We start from the raw sequence: 18,571 nt of genomic DNA on the forward strand, positions 1-18,571 counted from the left end.
CCGATGCTCTCGCCACTACCGTCGTACGACCGAAGTGTCACGTTCGCTATACGGTTCCAGGCTCTTGAGTACGCCCGCCTGGCTGGCCGGATTCCGAGGAGGGGTGCATGCCGGAGTTCGAGTCACCCAAATCCGAAGATTCCCAACAGGGGGAATCTGCGACTCAGCCGGTAGTGCCTAACCTCGCGACAGCATCCACCGCATACAACTTGCCGTCATCGCTACCGACATAGACCACCCCATCGACAACCGTCGGAGACGACCGGGTCGGGAGCGCTAGACCTCCAGACAATCACGCTCTCGGGTACATCTTCCCCGCGCGGTTGGCGACGCGAACTGCCGGGGTAGCGGGCGTTCTCGGCCTTCCGGTGAGTCGTCCGGCCGCTCGTCCGCGCTGAAGGCCTGGCGACAGCCGGTCATGGCCTGTGAGCTCGACTGCGAGCGTCCGAGGTGGACGACGAAAAAGTCCCCAGGCGCCACGTTGCACAGCTGTTCAGGAGCGCCTTGCGAGGCCCGGTATCCACGTGGAACTTCCGAAAAGGATACATATCTACACCTCCAGCCCCCACATCTCTCCGTGATCTTTCAGTTGCTTTCACGCGCCCCGCTCGGTCATCGCAGAGGCTCTCGGTGATCTTGTAACCTCTTGCGAGGTTCCTGGCCGACCTGGGCGAATTTCCTCCGTTATCTTTCATCGCGATACCGTGGTCCGCATTTCCGACATCACGAGTATTTGCGGCAATCAACGTTTACTTCTCATATTTTTCTGCGGATTCATTGCCGAAAAGCATTGCTATTCCCTGGCTGATCGTGAGAGTATTCAGACAGGTTTTCGAAACAGTCGAGATTTGCAGGAAGGGGGGCCGATGCGGCAGGCAACGCCGATGGAGTCGACAAAGCCTGCGGACCTGTTCGATCCGGAGCTGTCGCGTCCTCAGGTCCCGCCGATGCTGGGTCCCGAATGGTGGGCCGAGGTGAAGGCTGAGGCGGCGGCGCGTGCCGCTGCCCGAACCTCTGGCCGTTCGGTTCGCACCCCGCTGCGGCCCGACTGCCCCGCTCCAGCTCCCAGCGTTTCCCTGAACGGCACTCCCGCGGACGGCTCCGCAGCTGGTTCTGCAGCTGGTTCTGCAGCTGGTTCTGTACGCGGGGGCGAGGGCGACTGCGGAGGTGGCCCCGGTGATGGCTTCGCCGGCGGTCCTGTGGCTGATCCTGTGGCTGGCCCCGCAGACGATCGCCCGGATGATCAAGTGGGCGACCGCGTGGACGATGCCGCAAGTGATCGCACGGGTGATCACACGGACGGCTGCGTGGGTGACCGGGCAGACGTCGACGAGAATGCCTCGGCAGACGGCCGTGACAAGGAGGCCTGGAGCGCCGGGGCTGGGGGTGTCGGGGCTGGGGACGGCTCCGCCGGTATGAGTGAGGGCACCTCTTGGCAGTTGGTGACCACCCTGCGGGAGACCGCCCAGGCGTTGGCGCTGGCCCTGACGCCCGATTCGCCAGTGGAGTGCCTGGGCGAGCTGGAGGGGTTGGTGTTCGCGCGGGATAGGCTGGAGGCGGCGATCACGGTACGGGCGCAGCGGGTGCACGCCGCCGGAGTTGTCCGTGAGCGTGGGCATGCGTCGACGAAGACGTGGTTGCGGTCGGTGTGCGGGATGAGCCGGCGTGCCGCCAACCGGACCGTGGCGCTGGGGATCGAGTTGGAGCGGTTGCCGCAGGTGCGGGAGCGGTTCGCCGCGGGGAGTCTGGCGGAGGGGGTGGTGACGGCGATCTGCGCCGTCACCGCCGGGTTGAGTGACGAGGACGCCGCCAAAGCCGAGCAGATTCTGCTGGAGCTGGCCGAGGCGGCCGGTCCGGATGAGATCGCAAAGGCGGGGCGGTACCTACGGGCCGTTCTGGACCCCGATGGGGAGATCAAGGACGCGAACGCCGACTACGACTCCCGCTTCCTGCTGATCCGGGAGACCGGCACGGGCGGGCTGGAGGGGGAGTTCCGTCTGCCGAGGGAGGCCGCGCCCGCCTGCGAACGCTTCTCGACGCGTACGCCAAGCCCAAGGCCAAGGGTGATGACCGGCCGCTTCGGGTCCGCAACGCCGACGCGCTGATCGCGCTGCTGCAGCAGCAGATCACAGCGGAGTTGCTGGTGTTGGTGAACGCCGAATCCCTCCCCGACGACGCCGCGCCCAACGATGCCGCCCCCACCGACGACCCTGTCCACGCCTCCGACAACGCCTCCGACAACGGCTTCGACAACGCCCCGGGGACTGGGGCGTGTGGTGGGGACGGCCTCGCCACCGGTGACCATGCTGCTGAGGCTGACACCGGCGGCACTCCCGACGACGCTGCTGTAAGCGGGGACCACCCGACGGTGGGAACTCGTGAGGGTGATGGCACTCCCAGCGTCCCGATTCTTGGCGACCCGACCCTCGGCGACTTCGCGGGGAGGCCGGTGAAGGTGACGGCCCCGGCATGGATGATTCAGCCACCGGTGACTCCGGCCATACTGGCGGCGCCTCTAGGGACAGCACTGCGAGCGGAATCTGGAACGCTGGCGCTCCAGAGGGATGCGCGGAGCAGGACGGGGACGGTGCGGACAGCGACACTACCGATCCCGTAGACGCCGCAGTGGTGGCAGGCCGGGCTGAGGAGGCTTCCACGCCCGCACGCGCTGAAGAGGAGCACGAGCACGGTGGCGGCGGCGAGATAGATGATCACGAGACAGGAGATCATAAGGCCGGTCATGACGGCACCGACGACATCCCGCCAAGGGACGACGGCGGAGGTGTCCTACCCGGCCCGGACTGCGGCGGGCCCGGCAACCAGGGTGGTGGCCAGGAAAGGAACGGTAACCGTGGCAACGGGAACCCGGGCGGGATCGGTGACCGGGACGGCGTGACGGACTGGCGGTGGCAGGCCGCGCTGCGGACCCTGCCCGGGCTGCTGCTGTCCACCGGACACCTGCTGCCGATCACTGACATCCAGCGCCTGGCCCGCACCTCCACCCTCATGCGGCTGGTCATGAACGCCGAGGGCCAGGTCCTGGACATGGGCCGCAAAGTCCGGCTGGCCACCCCCGCCCAGCGCCGCGCCATCGCCGCCCGCTACGACACCTGCTGGGTCGACGGCTGCCCCCTCCCGGCGAGCATGTGCCAGATCGACCATCTGGACAACTGGAGCGAGGGCGGCCTGACCGACCTGGCCAAACTCGGCCCCGCCTGCCAATGGCACAACAGGGACCGCTACCTGCACCCCGACCGCTACAAACGCCGCCAGATCGGGCCCGACCGATGGGCCTTCACCTACATAGGCCCCTACAGCAGCACGCCTAGACGTACATGACTTCCGACCGCGCGTACAGGTTTCACAGGCGGGGGCGGGCGCCGAGGTTGGAGATGCATTTGGCGGCCAGGGCGTTGCCCGCCGCCAGGGCCTCGGCCGGTGGCTTGCCCGCCAGCCAGGACGGCAGGAAGCCGGCGGTGAAGGCGTCTCCGGCGCCGGTGCCGTCCACCACACGGTCGACGGTCTCCGCGGCCGCTCGGACGGGCTCGGCGCGGCTGTTGGTGTACCAGAGCGCGCCCTCGGCGTTGAGCTTGATCACGACCTGGGGGAACCAGGCGGTGAGGACCTTCGCCGCGGCGGTCGGATCGTCCCGGCCGGTCAGCACCTTGGCCTGGTCGATGTTGGCGAACAGCAGCTTGGCGCCGTGCGTCCACTCCAGGAACGGCTCGGCGCCGGTCCGCTCGACCGGGGCGGCCGAGGCGCAGTCCACCGAGATCGACATGCCGGCCCGCCGGGCCAGGTCGAGCGCGGCCAGCCCGGCGTCGCGCGAGCCGTCGTTGAGCAGGGTGTAGCCGGACACGTGCAGGTGGCCGCCGCCGGCGAAGAGGTCGCGGGGCAGATCCTCGGGGGACAGCGCCGCGTTGGCGCCCGGGTCCGACAGCATCGTCCGCTGGCCCTTGTGGGTGACCATGACCACGCAGGTGCCGGTGGGCCGCTCCGGATCCATCACGAGGCGGGCGTCGACCCCGTAGCCCATGAGTTCCATGTCGCGGTTCCGGCCGGTGATGTCGGCGCCGCGTCGCCCGACGAAGGCGACCTCGGACCCCTCGACCGCCAGCCAGGAGGCGACGTTCGCCCCGGAACCGCCACCGTGCATGGTCACGACGGCCGGGGTGTCGCTCGCCCTGGCGAGCGGGAACTTGGCGCGGGCGAGCGCGTCAGTCATGAGATCGCCCACCACGACGACCCGCGTCATGATGTCACCACCTTGCCAACATGCGATGAGGCCGACCCAAAGAAACCTAACAGCTCCCTGCCTTGTCATGGGAGGTGGATCAGACAGCCGGGCAGAGTCGATGCACAAGCGTTGCCCAATTCGCCCCAGCATGGGCGGTAGATCCCGTACCGTAGCCGCCTACGCTCCCCGAAGCCGAGGTGGTCCCCGCTCGCGCGAGATCTCCTGGCGGTAAGGAACATCTCAACCCATACCAGGCCAGGCGCCGCTAACCTCGGGACCGTGCGACATCAGTACCCCGCCCACTGGGAGGCGGACGTCGTGCTGTCCGACGGCGGCACGGCACACCTGCGCCCGATCAGACCGGACGACGCCGGCCTGCTGCGCTCCTTCTACTCACGCCTGTCCGCTGAGTCGATCTACTTCCGCTACTTCGGCCCCCGCCCTCACCTCACCGACCGGGACGTCACCTGGTTCACCAACGTCGACTACGACAACCGGGTGGCGCTGATCGCGACGATCGGCGCGGAGATGGTGGCGGTCGTGCGGTACGACCGGATGGAGCCGAAGGACCACGCGGAGGTCGCGTTCCTGGTCGAGGACGCCCATCAGGGCAGGGGCGTGGCCGCGGTGCTGATGGAGCACCTGCGGGCGGCGGCGCGCGAGCGCGGGATTCGGACGTTCATCGCCGACGTGCTGCCCGGCAACCTCCGCATGCTCCGGCTGTTCCGCCAGGCCGGATACACGGCGCAGAGCCAGTTCGAGGACGGCGTGGTCCGGATGACCCTCGACCTGACCAGCACCGAGACCGCCCTGGAGGTGCGGCTCGCCCGCGAGCACCGCGCCGAGGCCCGCTCGATCGCCCGCCTGCTGACGCCCGAGTCGGTCGCGGTCATCGGGGCGAGCCGGGAGCCGGGCGGGATCGGGCAGACCGTGCTGCGCAACCTGCTCGCCGCCGACTTCACCGGGCCGGTCTATCCCGTCCACCGGCAGGTGCGGGCCGTCGCGGGAGTCCGGGCCTACCGGAGCGTCTCCGCGATCGACGGGGAGGTGGACCTGGCGGTGCTGGCCGTCCCCGCCGAGGGCGTGCTCGAACTCGTCGAGGAGTGCGCGGAGAAGGGTGTCAAGGGCCTGGTCGTGGTCTCCTCCGGGTTCGGTGAGACCGGCCTCGAGGGCCGTGGCCGCCAGGAGGAACTCGTCCGGATCGCCCGGGCGTACGGCATGCGCGTGGTGGGCCCCAACTGTCTGGGCGTCGCCAACACCGACCCTGCCGTACGGCTCAACGCCACCCTCGCCGCGACCCTGCCCGGGCGGGGGCGGGTCGGCTTCTTCAGCCAGTCGGGCGCGCTCGGCACCGCGCTGCTGCAGCGTGTCGCCCAGCGGGGCATGGGCATCTCGACGTTCGTCTCGGCCGGCAACCGGGCCGACGTGTCCGGCAACGACCTCCTCCAGTACTGGGAGGAGGATCAGGCGACCGACGTCATCCTGCTCTACCTGGAATCCATCGGAAACCCGCGCAAGTTCACCCGGCTGGCCCGCCGGATCTCGCGGCGCAAGCCGATCGTCGTCGTCAAGAGCCGCGGAGCACCCGACGGCCACGCCGCCCCCGTGCTCGGCCTGCCCGAGACCGCGCAGCGCTCGCTCTTCGAGCAGGCGGGGGTCATCCGGGTCGACGACCTCACCCAGCTCTTCGACGTGGCCCAGCTCCTCGCCCACCAGCCGCTGCCGTCGGGGCCCACGGTGGGCGTCGTGAGCAACTCCGACGCGCTCGCGCTGCTGGCGGTGGACGCCTGCGCCGGCGCGGGGCTGGAGCCGCGTTCGCCGGTGAACCTGGGCGCCCGGGCGGGGGCGGCCGAGTTCGCCGCGGCGCTGGCGGACACGCTCCCCGAAGTGGACGCGGCCGTCGTCGTCTACATGCCGCCGATCCCGGGCGACGCCCAGCGGGTGGCGGCCGAGCTGGTGCGGGTGGCGCGCGACTGCGGCAAGCCCGTGCTGGCCACCTTCCAGGGGGAGATGGGCATGCCGCCGGAGCTCCGCGTCGACGGTGACGCCTCGCCGGGGCGCGGCTCCATCCCGTCCTACCCCGCGCCCGAGGAGGCGGTCCGGGCGCTCGCTCACGTCGTCCGCTACGCCTGCCGGGGCCGGGAGCCGGCGGGCGTCATCCCCTCGCCCCCGGGAGTGGACGTCGCCGGAGCCCGCCGGTTCGTGGCCGACGCCCTCCGGAAGAACGGGCACGACGAGCACGACGAGCGGGACCTGGAGATCGACGCCACCGAGTTGCTCGCGTGCTACGGGATCGAGGTGTGGCCGGCGCAGCCGGTGGCCTCGGCCGATGAGGCGGTGGCCGCGGCGAACGGCCTCGGGTCGCCCGTGGTGCTCAAGTCCGCCGACCCCGCGGACTCCAGCCGGGCCGGCACGGTGCGCATGGGGCTCACCGAACCGGTCGCGATCCGGCAGGCGTACGCCGACCTGGCCGCTCTCCTCGGGCCGGGCGCGCGGCTCGCCGTCCAGCGCATGGCCCCGCAACCGGCGGTGCCGACCATCGTCGGCGTCGTGCAGGACCGGCACTTCGGCGGCGTCGTGTCGTTCGGGCTCGGCGAGGTCGCGGCCCGCCTCCTCGGAGACCAGGCATATCGGCTCGCCCCGCTCACCGCCGAGGACGCGTCGACCCTCGTGCGGTCGGTACGCGCGGCGCCGCTGCTGCTCGGGCGGTACGGCTACCAGCCGGTGGCGGTCGAGGCGCTGGAGGATCTTCTCGTCCGGGTCGGGCTGCTGGCGGACGCGCTGCCCGAGGTGGCCAGGATGGAACTGGACCCGGTGCTGGTCGGCGCGTCCGGCGTGGTGGTGCTGGGCGCACGCGTGGTCCTGCGGCCCGTCACCGGGCCGCGTCCGGACGTCGGGCCCCGCCGCCTGCGCTGACCGCACGCCGGGACGAGCCGGTCGGGATGGGTGGTCTGCCGCCGATGTGGAAAACCATCCGGTCCGGATGTGAAACAGGTGTCCCTTACAGGGCAGGATGGACCCATGAGGGAAACCCGAGTCTCGGCCGCGGGCATGCGCGAGGCCATCGACCGCAGCGGCTACTACCCGGACCTGGTCGCCGACGCCGTCGACACCGCGCTCGGCAGTGAGCAGGTCATGGCGTACGTCGTGCATCACGAGGCCACGTTCGACCCCGCGATGGAGGTGCGCAGGCACGTCACGGTGCTGGTGCTGTCGCCCACCCGGCTGATCGTCTGTCACACCGACGAGCACCCGCCCGCCGAGGGCATGCCGGCTTCGCACGCCTCCACCACGACCGAGGCCGTACGGCTGAACCGCATCCAGTCGATCGCCGTCACGCGGGTGGTTCCCGACCCGGCGGCGTACGTGCCCGGGGTTCCTCCGGTCGAGGCGACTCTCACGATCGGCTGGGGTGCGATCTCCCATGTCGACCTCGAACCCGCCACGTGCGGCGACGAGAACTGCGAAGCCGATCACGGCTACACCGGCGCGATCACCGCAGACGATCTGTCCCTCCGGGTGAGCGAGGCGGCCGACGGGCCCGAGGCGGTCGGTCACGTCCTGACCTTCGCCAAGGCGCTGTCCGAGGCGACCGCCCGCGCCGCGTCCTGAAATCCCAGCCGGAGGCGATGTGATCGACCCCGACCCCGCCGGGCCGGCCGTGCCGGAGAGCATGCCGGAAGCGCCGGCCGAAACCCTGCTCGACGCCGTGCCGTTCGTGCCCGCGTACGGCGAGGCGTCGCTGGCGGATCTCCCGGGATCGCTGCTCGCCTCGCTCGGCGTGCCGACGGGCAACACGCTCGGCCTCGACCCGGCGCGGCGGGTGTGTCTCTTCCTCGTCGACGGCCTGGGCGCGGATCTGCTGGCCGCCCATCCGGACGTGGCGCCGTTTCTGTCCGCGCATTCGCGGCGGACGCTCACCGCGGGCTTCCCGTCCTCGACGCCGACGAGCCTGGCCACGCTCGGCACCGGAGCGCCTCCCGGGGAGCACGGCATGGTGGGCATCCAGATGGCCGTGCCAGGTGAGGGCAGGCTGTTCAACTGCCTGCGCTGGACCGCGCCCGGACTGGCCATCGACCCCGACGTGTGGCAGCCGGCCGAGACCGTCTACGAACGGATGGCGGCTCTCGGCGTCGACCCCGTCTACGTGGCGCCGGCCTTGTTCGACGGCAGCGGGCTCACCCGTGCGGTCTACCGGGGCATGCGCTACTGGTCGGCGGAGACGGCGGACGAGCGGATCGAGGCGGCACGGCACGCGCTTCGGGAAAGCTCGTACGTCACCGTGTATTACGGCGATGTCGACCACATGGGCCACCTGAAGGGCTGGGGCAGTCCCGAGTGGCTGGACCGGCTCGCGGTAGTCGACCGGATGGCCGAGGCCATCGCCGAGGCGCTGCCGCCGGGGTCGGCGCTCTACGTGACCGCGGACCACGGCATGATCAACGCCGGGGACAAGGTCGACTTCGACCGCAGACCCGACCTCCGGGAAGGCGTGGTCATGCTCGGCGGCGACGGCCGGGCCCGGCATCTCTACACCGCGCCGGGTGCGGCGGACGCCGTACTCGAGACCTGGCGTGAGGAGTTGCGCGGCCGGGCCTGGGTGGTCACCCGGGAGGAGGCGGTCGACGAGGGCTGGTTCGGCCGCGCCGTCCGTCGTGAATGGCTCGGGCGGATCGGCGACGTGCTGGCCGTGCCGTACGGCGACTGCGTGATCGTCGCCTCCGAGGCGGAGCCGTTGGAGGCCTCCCTGATCGGCTGCCACGGCTCGCTCACCCCGGCGGAACAGAACGTGCCCTTGCTGGAGATCCGCCCGTGACGGGCGCGGCCGGCATGACGACTTCACGGAGGTGTCGATGAGCCCGCATTCTTCGAGCCCGCTGATCCGGCCGGAGGAACTGGCCGCGATCGACGGCGACGTCACCATCCTCGACGTGCGATGGCGCCTCGCCGGCCCTCCGGGCATCGAGTCCTACCGGGAGGGGCACATCCCGGGCGCCGTCTTCTGCGATCTCAACGCCGATCTCGCCGCCCCGCCGGGACCGGACGGGCGGCATCCGCTGCCGCCGGCCGCCGCGTTCGAGTCCGCGATGCGCCGTCTCGGCGTGTCGGACGCCCGTCCGGTGGTCGTCTACGACGACGCGGACTCGACCTCGGCGGCCAGGGCCTGGTGGACGCTGCGCTACTTCGGCCACCGCGACGTGCGGGTGCTCGACGGCGGGATGCGCGCCTGGACCCGGGCCGGCCTCCCCGCGGCGAGGGACGACACACAGGCCGGGGAGCCGGGCGACTTCACGGCCGAGCCCGGCGGCATGCCGATGCTGGACGCCGACCGGGCGGCCGAACTGGCCGGCCGCGGAGTGCTCCTCGACGCCCGGGCCCCGGAGCGATATCGCGGCGAGGTCGAGCCCGTCGACCCGGTCGCCGGTCACATTCCGGGGGCCGTCAACGCCCCCACCACACAGAACGTCGAGCCCGACGGCCGGTTCCACAGCAGGGAGTTCCTACGGGAGCGGTTCGACGCGCTGGGCGCGGTCGAGGGCGTCCCGGTCGGCGCCTACTGCGGTTCCGGGGTGACCGCCGCCCACGAGGTGCTCGCCCTGGAGATCGCCGGGCTGCCCGCCGCGCTCTACGTCGGCTCGTGGTCCAACTGGGTGGCCGGCCCGGACCGGCCGGTCGCCACCGGATAGAGGACTGTCACCCGTACGGGTCGCCGAAGCAGACGAAGCCGCTGACGGTGGTCTTGGCGGCCGCGGCGGCGAGGGCCTCGGCGGGGGAGCGGCCCTCGGCCAGCACGGCGTGGAAGACCGTCATGAGCGCCAGGGCCTCGTCGTCCCGCACCGGCACCACACCGGCGATCACGCAGGCGGCCCCCCGGTCGAGGAAGGTCCCGGCCAGGCCGAGCGCGGCGCCGTCCACGGGGGCGTGGGCCATTCCGGCGTCGCACGCGGACAGCACGACGAGCCGTGGCATCCGTCCGGCTCGCAGCAGGTCGTAGGCCATGAGCGGTCCGTCTTCCAGCGTGAGGCGGGACAGCATCGGGCTACGGGGGGAGGACATCCCGTGCGCCGCGATGTGCAGCACGTCGGCGCGCTCCAGCGTGGCGAGCACCTCTCGCCGGGTCGCCTCGATCCGCTCGGCCCGGGCGTGGGTCGTGACGACCATGTCCGCCTCGGCGCGGGCGTGCCGCAGCCCCGGCCCGGCGACCGCGACGACCACCGGCCGGTCCGCCTTCCCCGGGCCTGGCGGACCTGCTGGCGGACCTGCTGGCGGACGTTCCGGCGGCCGCTTCGACGAAGCCCAGGCGGTGGCGTCGGGGGCGACGGACACCGGTCGGCCGGCCAATGCGGGCAACAGCGGCCAGGGAAGCGTGCACAGCGCGCCCGTGGGCACGATCACCACCGGGCCGTCTGCGAGGCGGCCCGAGCCGTCGGGCCGCCCCAGATCGAACGAACCGAGACCGAACGGACCGAGCAGCTGTTCGCCGAGCGCGGCGAGCTCGGCGTCCATCATCTCCGGGGCGGCGCCCGCGCCGCGGTCGACGAGATCTCGCAGGTTCCGCCGGCGCAGGCCGTACCGTATGCGCACCGTCGCCTCGGCCGCCGCCCGGTAGGAGCCGAGCGGCCGGAGCAGGCACCGCACGCCGCCGGTCGATGCGCCGCCGGTGCTTGCCGGGGCGACGAGGACGCCCCACAGCTCGTCCCCGCTGCGCACCAGCTCGATCAGCGTGCCCGGCCCGTTTCCCGGGATGCCTCCCGCCGGGTTCCGGGAGTCGCGGGGGTCGAAGGGGTCGAAGGGGGTGGGGTCGGCGCGGACGGGGGCCGCTCTGCCTCGCGCCAGTGCCCGGTAGCGCTCGGCCCAGTCCAGGACCATCCAGCCGTCCCCGGTTTCCAGCGCGAGCTCCAGGCCGAACGCGGCGAGGTCCTCGGCCGGGCGGACGGTGTGCGCCCTGAGCTCCGCGTCGCGCTCCGCCCGCGTGGCGGCGAGCGTTTCCACACCCTCACGGGCCGATTCGAGGGCGCCGGACAGGTCCCCGTCCAGCCGCCGGATCATCGCCAGGGCGTGCTGCCTGACCAGCGGCCGGGCGAGGGGCTCGGCCAGGACTTCCAGCTGTGCCCGTGCGACGGTGCGATGCCCGGCCAGCAGGGCGGCGCGGGCGGTCGTGAGCCGCAGCTCGGCCGCGGCTCCCGGTCGGCCGTGCCCGTCCAGGTCTGCCGCACAGGACAGCAGGTGGGGCAGCAGAGCCGCCACTTCGGCGGCGGTCGGTGTCGGTGAGGTCTTGGCGAGCCGGGCACGCAGCACCACCTCGGTGGCCAGCGGAGCCGAGGCCGCCCTGCCCTGCTCCAGCAGCTCCGTCAGCGCGGTCTGCGCCGTCGCCGCGGCCTGCCCGGCGTCGCCGGCGAGCAGTTGGGCCTGGGCGAGCAGCAGCCGCGCGTCGGGGATCGCCGCGTGGGCTCCGCCGGCCGTCAGATCGGGCAGGGCCTGTTCCAGCATCGCCCGGGCCTCTCCCGGCAGGCGGGCGGCCACCAGCGCCTCGGCGAAGTCCGCCCGCATCGCGGCCAGCCGCTCCGGATAACCGGCCATGCCCGCCTCCGCCACCTCATAGCTCGCGAAGGCGGTCGCGATGTCGCCGCGCCGGGCCGCCACGAACGGCAGGTTGCCCTCCGCGAGCATGGCGACGTGATCGAGACCGGCCGCCCGGGCCAGCCTCGCGCACTCCGACAGGTCCGCCTCGGCCGCGCCGTACTCTTCCAGGTAGGTCCGGGCGACCCCGCGGTTGAGCAGGCCGCCGGCCTGGAACCAGGGGTCGTCGCCGAGGCGGTCGACGGCCCGGTCGCAGTGGCGTACCGCGTCCCGATGCCGGCCGAGCACGTTCAGCGCGACCGAGCGCTGCACGTCCAGCCGGGCCAGATCGGTGCCGGTGAGATGTCGTTCGGCCAGTTCGGCGAGGCGCAGGGCGCCTTCGGGATCGCCGAGCTGTGTCCGGACGGCGACCAGGGACATCCTCGCCTGCGCCACCCGTGGCGGAAACCGGGATCCGGCCTCGACGGCCTCACGCAGCCTTTCATCGGCCAGGTGCAGGTCGCCGAGTTCGCGTGCGGCCAGGGCGGACGCACGCAGTGCGACGGAAAGCGCCTCGCCGTACGGCTCGCCCTCCCGGCCGGCGGCTTCCATCCCGGCTCTGGCCTCGGCCAGTACAGCCCGGGCCCGGGTGAGCGCCAGGCGGGGATCGGCCCCCGACAGCCGCACGGCCGCCTCGGCCCGGGTGACGAGGACGGCGGGCGGTCGCGGGGTCGGCGTCGAAGGCGGCGTCGAAGGCGGCGTCGAAGGTGGGGTCGAGGGCGAGGTCAAGGGCGTACGTGCAGCCAGCGGGTGAACACGGGCGGGTGGCCGGGCCGATGGCAGACCACGCTGATCCATCCGAGGGGCAGTCCGGTGACGACGAAGCGTCCGTCCTCGGCAGGCACGCGACCGGCGGTGATGCGCGGCGTCCGCACCTCGACCAGCGATTCGACGCCGGGGGCGGGAGAGACCTGGCCGGCCACGTCCACCCGGCCGGCCATGACGACGGGCTCGACGTCGATCGTGAGGCCCGCGGCCGCGTAGCGGTGCGCCGCGGGCTCGCCGTGCTCCTCGTATGCCGTCGACCGGACGCCCGCTCCGGTGGCCTTCTCCATCGCGGTCGTCTCCATCGCGGTCGTCTCCATTGGGGCGGCGGCGATGCCGCCGGGCAGGCGGAGCGCGAACGCGGCCCTCGCGTCGGCGGAGACGCGCCCGGGCACGGGGTCGGCCCCGGCCGCGATCCGCAGCGCGGCCAGCAGGTATTCGTCAGCGGGGGCTGTCATGGACGTTTTCCTCCAGCAGGGCTCTGAGCCGGGACACGCAGCGGGCGCGGGTGGGGCCGATGCTGCCCACGGGCAGGTCCAGGCGCAGGGCGATCTGGGTATATCGGGCGTCCGGATGGAGCGCGTAGAGGCGCAGCAGCGACCGGCACGGCTCACCGAGGAGGTCGAGCCGTCCCCACACGTGTCGGCCGTAGTCGGCGTCGACCACCGCGGCGGCCGGGTCCGGCGCGCCGAGGTCCGGGATGTCGTCGGGGACGTCGGAAACCGCGGATCCCGATCCTGTCCGGGACCGGCTCAGCCGGGCCGCCTCGTTCTTCGTCGTGGTGATGAGCCAGGATCCGATCCGATCGGGGTCCCGGATGGCGTCGAGACTTTCGACCAGGCGCAGCCAGGCGCCCTGGACGGCGTCGGCCGCGTCGGCCGGGCCCAGCCCGAACGCCCGGGCGACCGCCCACATCCGGCCGTCGAACCGCGCGACGAGGTCGTCCCATGCGGCCTGGTCGAGAGGCGTCGGCCGCTCGAGACGGGTGGGGCCCAACGGCGGCCCGGGTGAGGTGTCATCCAACATGTCGATTACCGAGAGTTCCTATGCAATCACTTTACGTGATCGACACTCTATCGATCTCACGCGATGGACACCCCGAGATCGGGGATTCGCCGGCCGTCGGAGAGCAGGTGCCGTACGGCCTGCGTGGGCGGCAGTTCGCGGCACAGCCGGGCGAGGGCTCCCACCACCGTGGCGCAGGCGAAAGAGCTGCCGCTCCACGTGGCGTAACCGTGGAACTCCCCGAACTCGACGAAGCTGCTCGCCAGGCCGACCCCCTGGGCGCAGGCGTCGACCCATGGGCCGTATGCCGAAAAGGACGCCCTGACGTTCCCGTCCAGCGCGCCCACGGCGACGATGCCGGGAAGGGCCGCCGGCCAGAACGGGCGGGAGCGCCCGGTGTTGCCGGCGCAGGCCACCACGGCGGGAAAGCCGGCCAGCGCCTCGGCCAGCCCCAGCGGCGGCCGGTCGTCGAAGGTGTAACCCCCGAAGGACAGGTTGAGGATGTCGACGCGTTCGGCGCAGAGCCGGGTGAGCGCGCGCAGCAGCGCCGCCTCGTCGGCGACGCCGTCGCTGTCCAGGAGTCGCACGGCACGCAGCCGCACCCCGGGGTCGCGCCGCAGGATCAGCCCGCAGACGAACGTGCCGTGCCCCGCCTGGGTGTCGAGGCCGCCGTCGCCGTCCGCGTCGGGGGTGTCGGCAGCGTCGTCCCGATACCAGGGCATCAGCCACGGATGGGGGACGACCCCGGTGTCCAGCACTGCGATCGTCACCCCGGAGGGCGGGCCCGGCTCGTACGGCACTGCCGGAGCGGGTGACGGCGCGCCCTGCGGGCCGCCGAAGTACAGCGGCTGCCCGGCGAGCACATGGTTGGGCGAGGCCGGGTGGCCGCGGTCGCGCAGCGTGGTGACCAGGTCGAGCACGTCCACGCCGGGCGAGAGCCGGACGTGATGGACCGCGCGTGCGTGCCGGGTGGGGCGGGTGTGCTGGGTCGGAGGGTGCACGGGGGAGGCGGAGAGTGTCCATCGGGCGACCGCGGCCGGGGCGGTGGTGAGCAACTCGGCGGGCCGGATGAGGGCGGGCCTGTCCGGGAGAGGCTCCACCAAGCGTGCGCGCATCACGACACCTTTCCGATCTCCCGTTTACGGACCGTATCTTTCCCGATGCATTACGTTGCCATGCGTCAATCGGTATGACCCTGCTCTGGTGTCGCGTTACGACGGACGGTAGTCTCTCCTACTAGTCACGCAATCGTGATCATCCCTACATGAGGCCGTTGGGGAAGGCGCACCTCATGCGAATTGGGAGGTCCGGTGGCTGCTGCTCGTGGCGTCCTGTACGTCCACTCGGCTCAGCCTGCGCTGTGCCCGCACATCGAGTGGGCCGTCGCAGGCGTTCTTGGCGTGCCCGTCGACCTGACGTGGACCCCTCAGCCCGCCGCGCCCGGGACCCTGCGGGCCCAGGCCGAGTGGGAGGGCCGTCCCGGTACGGCGGCGGCGGTCACGTCTTCTCTCATGGGCTGGCAGCGCATCCGCTTCGAGATCACTGAAGACGCCTCGCCCGGCGTCGACGGGTCCCGACATGCCTACACGCCCACGCTGGGCGCGTTCACCGCCGTCGTGGGCGCGAACGGGGACATCCAAGTCCCCGAGGATCGGCTGCGCAATGTGATGCTGATGGCCGCGCAGGGCCGGGTCGTCCTGGAGGAGGAGCTCGACCGCCTCCTCGGCAAGCAGTGGGACGAGGAACTGGAGTCGTTCCGGTATGCGGGGGAGGGCGCGCCGGTCCGCTGGCTGCACGCCGCCGTCTGAGCTGCCGCCATCTGAGCCGCCGCCATCTGAGCCGCCGCCATCTGAGCCGTGGCCTCCGGGTGCCGGCCCGTCTGTCACCGTGAACGCGAAAAGCGCCGGTCCCGGGGGGCCGGCGCTTCTTCAGCGACTCTTCAGGCGACTCGTCAGAGTGGGATGTTGCCGTGGGCGCCGCGGGCCGGCGTCGCCTGGGCGATGACCCTGGCGATGGCGCCGCGGGTCTTCGCCGGTTCGATCACCTCGTCGACGACCCCGAGGTCGACGGCTCTGTCGAGCCCGCCGGCGACCTTCTCGTGCTCCTCGGCCAGCCGGGCCTCGATCGCGGAGCGTTCCTCCTCGGGGGCGGCCGCCAACTCGCGCCGCTTGAGGATGCGGACGGCCGCGACCGCGCCCATCACGGCCACCACCGTGGTCGGCCAGGCGAACACCCGGGTGGCGCCCAGCGACCGGGAGTTCATCGCGATGTAGGCGCCGCCGTACGCCTTGCGGGTCATCAGCGTCACCCTCGGCACCGAGGCCTCGGCGAACGCGTGCAGCAGCTTCGCGCCGCGCCGTACGATGCCGTCGTGTTCCTGGCCGACCCCGGGAAGGTAGCCGGGGACGTCGACCAGGACCACCAGCGGCACCCCGAAGGCGTCACACATCCGGACGAACCGGGCGGCCTTCTCCGCCGAGGTGGAGTCGAGGCAGCCGCCGAGGCGTAGCGGATTGTTGGCGATGACCCCGACCGTGCGGCCGCCGAGCCGGCCCAGCGTGGTGACGATGTTCGGCGCCCACTTGGCATGGAGCTCCACACCGGGCTCGTCCAGCAGGCCGTTCACCAGTGGGTGCACGTCGTAGGCGCGGCGCGGGTTGTCGGGGAGCAGGCTGCCGAAGTCGACCTCGTCGATGTCGCCGCGCATCCGGCCCTGGTGGCCGAGCAGGACGGCGAGCTGACGGGCCCTGAGCAGGGCCTCGCCCTCGTTCTTGGTGGCGATGTGGACGACGCCACTGCGCTTGCTGTGCGGCTCGGGCCCGCCGAGCGAGGCCATGTCGGTCTCCTCGCCGGTCACGCTGCGCACGACGTCGGGCCCGGTGACGAAGATGCGGCCGTTGTCGGCGAGGATCACGATGTCGGTCAGGGCCGGGCCGTACGCGCCGCCGCCGGCCACCGGGCCGACCACGACGGAGATCTGCGGCACCACGCCGGAGGCCTTGGTCATGGCGGCGAACACCCGGCCCACCGCGTGCAGGGACTCCACGCCCTCGGCCAGGCGGGCGCCGCCCGAGTGCCAGACGCCGATGACGGGGACCCGCTCGCGGACGGCGACGTCGTAGGCGTGCACGATGTGCTCGCAGCCCTCGCCGCCCATCGCGCCGCCCTGGACGCGGGCGTCGCTGCAGAACGCCACGACCGGCACGCCCTCGACGCGGCCGGTCACGGCCAGCACGCCGCTCTTGTCCTCAGGGGTGATCAGTCGGATCGAGCCCTCGTCGAGGAGATGCCCCAGGCGTACCCGGGGGTCCCTGGGATCGACGGCCTCCGCATCGGAGGCGTCGTTCACCACCCGGTTGTCAAGCACGGTCATGTGAGACTCCTGTCACACAGTGGTGAAGGCCACGGCGACGTTGTGTCCGCCGAACCCGAACGAATTGTTGATCGCGGCGAGCTGGTCGCCGTCGAGCTTCCGGGGTTCGCCGCGCACGAGGTCGACCTCGATGCCGTCAGCGGGATCGTCGAGGTTGGCGATGGCGGGCACGATCCGTTCGTGCAGCGCGAGAATGGTGAAGATCGACTCGATGCCGCCCGCGCCGCCGAGGAGGTGACCGGTCATCGACTTGGTCGCGGTGACGGTCGCGTGACCGCCGATGGCCTCCTTGATCGCGTGCGCCTCGATCTCGTCGCCCACCGGGGTCGAGGTGGCGTGGGCGTTGACGTGCACGACGTCCGCCGGAGCGATCCCGGCGTCCCTGATCGCGCGCGACATGGCCGCCTGGCCGCCCACACCCGTCGGCTCCGGGGCGGAGATGTGGAAGGCGTCACTGGAGTAGCCCACACCCGCCGCCACGGCGTAGATGCGGGCGCCACGCGCCCGGGCGTGCTCCTCCGACTCCAGCACCACGATGCCCGCGCCCTCGCCGAGCACGAAGCCGTCGCGGCCCTTGTCGAACGGGCGGGAGGCACGCTCCGGTTCATCGTTGCGGGTGGACATGGCGCGCATCGAGGCGAACGACGCAAGGTTGAGGCCATGGATCGCCGCCTCGGTGCCGCCCGCGACCACCATGTCGGCCCGGCCGGAGCGGATCATGTCGATGCCGTAGCCGATGGACTCCGCCCCGGTCGCGCAGGCGCTGACCGTGGCGTGCGCCCCGGCCTTGGCGCCAAGATCGATGCTGATCCAGCCGGCGGAGCCGTTCGGCATGAGCATGGGCACGGTGAAGGGTGAGACCCGGTTCCAGCCCCTCGACCGGTAGAGGTCGTAGGCGGACAGGATCGTCCCGATGCCGCCGATGCCGCTCCCGACCACGACGCCGAGACGCTCGCCGTCGATCTCGGGGGCGCCCGCGTCCTGCCAGGCCTGCCTGGCGGCGATCAGGGCGAACTGCTCGGCGCGGTCGAGCCTCCTGGCCTCGGGCCGGGGGAGCACCTCACCGGGGTCGACGGCCGCCACGCCGGCGAACTTCACCGGTACGGTGTCGACCCAGTCCTCGGTGAGCGTCCGGATGCCCGACCGCCCGTCGAGGAGCGCCGACCAGGTGGATGCGACATCTCCACCGAGGGGCGTCGTCGCGCCGAGCCCGGTGACGACGACACGTACCCGGTCCTTACTCACTTGTCCGCACTCCTCTTGGTTGTTCTCAGTGACCCGCAGTGGTCCGGGGAACCCAGGGCCGCTCAGGCCTGGATGAAGTTGATGACGTCCTTCACGGTCTTGAGGTGCTTGAGCTGGTCGTCGGGAATCTCGACGCCGAACTCGTCCTGCGCGGCGACGGCGATCTCGACCATGGAAAGCGAGTCGATGTCAAGGTCGTCCACGAAGCTCTTCTCCGGGGTGACCTCCGCGGCAGGGACGCCGGTGATCTCGTTGACGATCTTGCCGAGGCCGGCGAGGATCTCCTGCTCGGTCATAGCCATGTCGCGACTTCTCCTTGGTTTCTC

16 protein-coding genes are annotated in these 18,571 nt (G+C 71.8%); 8 read left to right on the forward strand and 8 right to left on the reverse strand.

What is annotated here, in order from left to right; translation table 11 throughout:
- The first annotated feature begins 1,307 nt into the window (after positions 1-1,307).
- The 3 genes from Mth01_RS19520 to Mth01_RS19530 are packed head-to-tail and all read left to right on the forward strand — an operon-like array spanning position 1,308 to position 3,339.
- On the forward strand, positions 1,308-2,105 hold the full coding sequence (locus Mth01_RS19520; RefSeq protein WP_204017340.1) for a DUF222 domain-containing protein: 798 nt from the start codon (positions 1,308-1,310) through the stop codon (positions 2,103-2,105).
- Positions 2,106-2,143: 38 nt separating this feature from the next.
- Entirely contained in the window at positions 2,144-2,617 is a 474-nt protein-coding gene (locus Mth01_RS19525; protein ID WP_204017341.1) for a hypothetical protein, read from the forward strand.
- A gap of 11 nt (positions 2,618-2,628) precedes the next feature.
- Positions 2,629-3,339, forward strand: a complete 711-nt coding sequence (locus tag Mth01_RS19530; protein WP_204017342.1) for an HNH endonuclease signature motif containing protein — start codon at positions 2,629-2,631, stop codon at positions 3,337-3,339.
- 22 nt (positions 3,340-3,361) lie between these two features.
- Here Mth01_RS19530 and Mth01_RS19535 read toward each other — a convergent pair whose 3' ends face one another.
- Complete coding sequence (locus Mth01_RS19535; RefSeq protein WP_204017343.1) at positions 3,362-4,255, reverse strand: carbohydrate kinase family protein; 894 nt, start codon at positions 4,253-4,255, stop codon at positions 3,362-3,364.
- A 261-nt stretch (positions 4,256-4,516) separates the two neighbouring features.
- Between Mth01_RS19535 and Mth01_RS19540 the strand changes: the two genes are divergently transcribed.
- The 4 genes from Mth01_RS19540 to Mth01_RS19555 all read left to right on the forward strand — a co-directional run bounded on the left by Mth01_RS19540 (position 4,517) and on the right by Mth01_RS19555 (position 9,924).
- Positions 4,517-7,153, forward strand: a complete 2,637-nt coding sequence (locus tag Mth01_RS19540; protein ID WP_204017344.1) for a bifunctional acetate--CoA ligase family protein/GNAT family N-acetyltransferase — start codon at positions 4,517-4,519, stop codon at positions 7,151-7,153.
- A 105-nt stretch (positions 7,154-7,258) separates the two neighbouring features.
- Entirely contained in the window at positions 7,259-7,849 is a 591-nt protein-coding gene (locus Mth01_RS19545) for a DUF5998 family protein (protein ID WP_204017345.1), read from the forward strand.
- A gap of 61 nt (positions 7,850-7,910) precedes the next feature.
- Positions 7,911-9,053, forward strand: coding sequence for an alkaline phosphatase family protein (locus tag Mth01_RS19550; protein WP_204017397.1), 1,143 nt, complete (start codon positions 7,911-7,913; stop codon positions 9,051-9,053).
- 37 nt (positions 9,054-9,090) lie between these two features.
- A complete protein-coding gene (locus tag Mth01_RS19555; RefSeq protein WP_204017346.1) occupies positions 9,091-9,924 on the forward strand; it encodes a sulfurtransferase in 834 nt (277 codons plus the stop codon).
- Between the two features lie 7 nt (positions 9,925-9,931).
- Here the strand turns inward: Mth01_RS19555 and Mth01_RS19560 are convergent, their stop codons facing one another.
- From Mth01_RS19560 to Mth01_RS19575, 4 genes are read right to left on the reverse strand one after another with little or no spacing between them, the layout of a single operon-like run.
- Complete coding sequence (locus Mth01_RS19560; RefSeq protein WP_204017347.1) at positions 9,932-12,586, reverse strand: CHAT domain-containing protein; 2,655 nt, start codon at positions 12,584-12,586, stop codon at positions 9,932-9,934.
- Entirely contained in the window at positions 12,583-13,080 is a 498-nt protein-coding gene (locus Mth01_RS19565; RefSeq protein WP_204017348.1) for a hypothetical protein, read from the reverse strand. Before Mth01_RS19565 ends, Mth01_RS19560 begins: the two co-directional genes overlap by 4 nt.
- On the reverse strand, positions 13,064-13,648 hold the full coding sequence (locus tag Mth01_RS19570) for an RNA polymerase sigma factor (RefSeq protein WP_204017349.1): 585 nt from the start codon (positions 13,646-13,648) through the stop codon (positions 13,064-13,066). Before Mth01_RS19570 ends, Mth01_RS19565 begins: the two co-directional genes overlap by 17 nt.
- A 56-nt stretch (positions 13,649-13,704) precedes the next feature.
- Positions 13,705-14,742: a S8 family peptidase gene (locus Mth01_RS19575; RefSeq protein WP_204017350.1), complete on the reverse strand. Its 1,038-nt coding sequence runs from the start codon at positions 14,740-14,742 to the stop codon at positions 13,705-13,707.
- Positions 14,743-14,937: 195 nt separating this feature from the next.
- Between Mth01_RS19575 and Mth01_RS19580 the strand changes: the two genes are divergently transcribed.
- Positions 14,938-15,435, forward strand: coding sequence for a DUF3145 domain-containing protein (locus tag Mth01_RS19580; RefSeq protein ID WP_204017351.1), 498 nt, complete (start codon positions 14,938-14,940; stop codon positions 15,433-15,435).
- Between the two features lie 143 nt (positions 15,436-15,578).
- Here Mth01_RS19580 and Mth01_RS19585 read toward each other — a convergent pair whose 3' ends face one another.
- The 3 genes from Mth01_RS19585 to Mth01_RS19595 all read right to left on the reverse strand — a co-directional run bounded on the left by Mth01_RS19585 (position 15,579) and on the right by Mth01_RS19595 (position 18,547).
- Positions 15,579-17,000, reverse strand: a complete 1,422-nt coding sequence (locus Mth01_RS19585; protein WP_204017352.1) for an acyl-CoA carboxylase subunit beta — start codon at positions 16,998-17,000, stop codon at positions 15,579-15,581.
- Between the two features lie 12 nt (positions 17,001-17,012).
- Entirely contained in the window at positions 17,013-18,245 is a 1,233-nt protein-coding gene (fabF, locus tag Mth01_RS19590; protein ID WP_204017353.1) for a beta-ketoacyl-ACP synthase II, read from the reverse strand.
- Between the two features lie 62 nt (positions 18,246-18,307).
- Positions 18,308-18,547 (reverse strand): acyl carrier protein, encoded by a 240-nt coding sequence (locus tag Mth01_RS19595; RefSeq protein WP_055481378.1) that lies wholly within the window; start codon positions 18,545-18,547, stop codon positions 18,308-18,310.
- Positions 18,548-18,571 lie beyond the last annotated feature (24 nt).

Source organism: Sphaerimonospora thailandensis (assembly GCF_016863115.1).
Lineage (GTDB): Bacteria > Actinomycetota > Actinomycetes > Streptosporangiales > Streptosporangiaceae > Sphaerimonospora > Sphaerimonospora cavernae.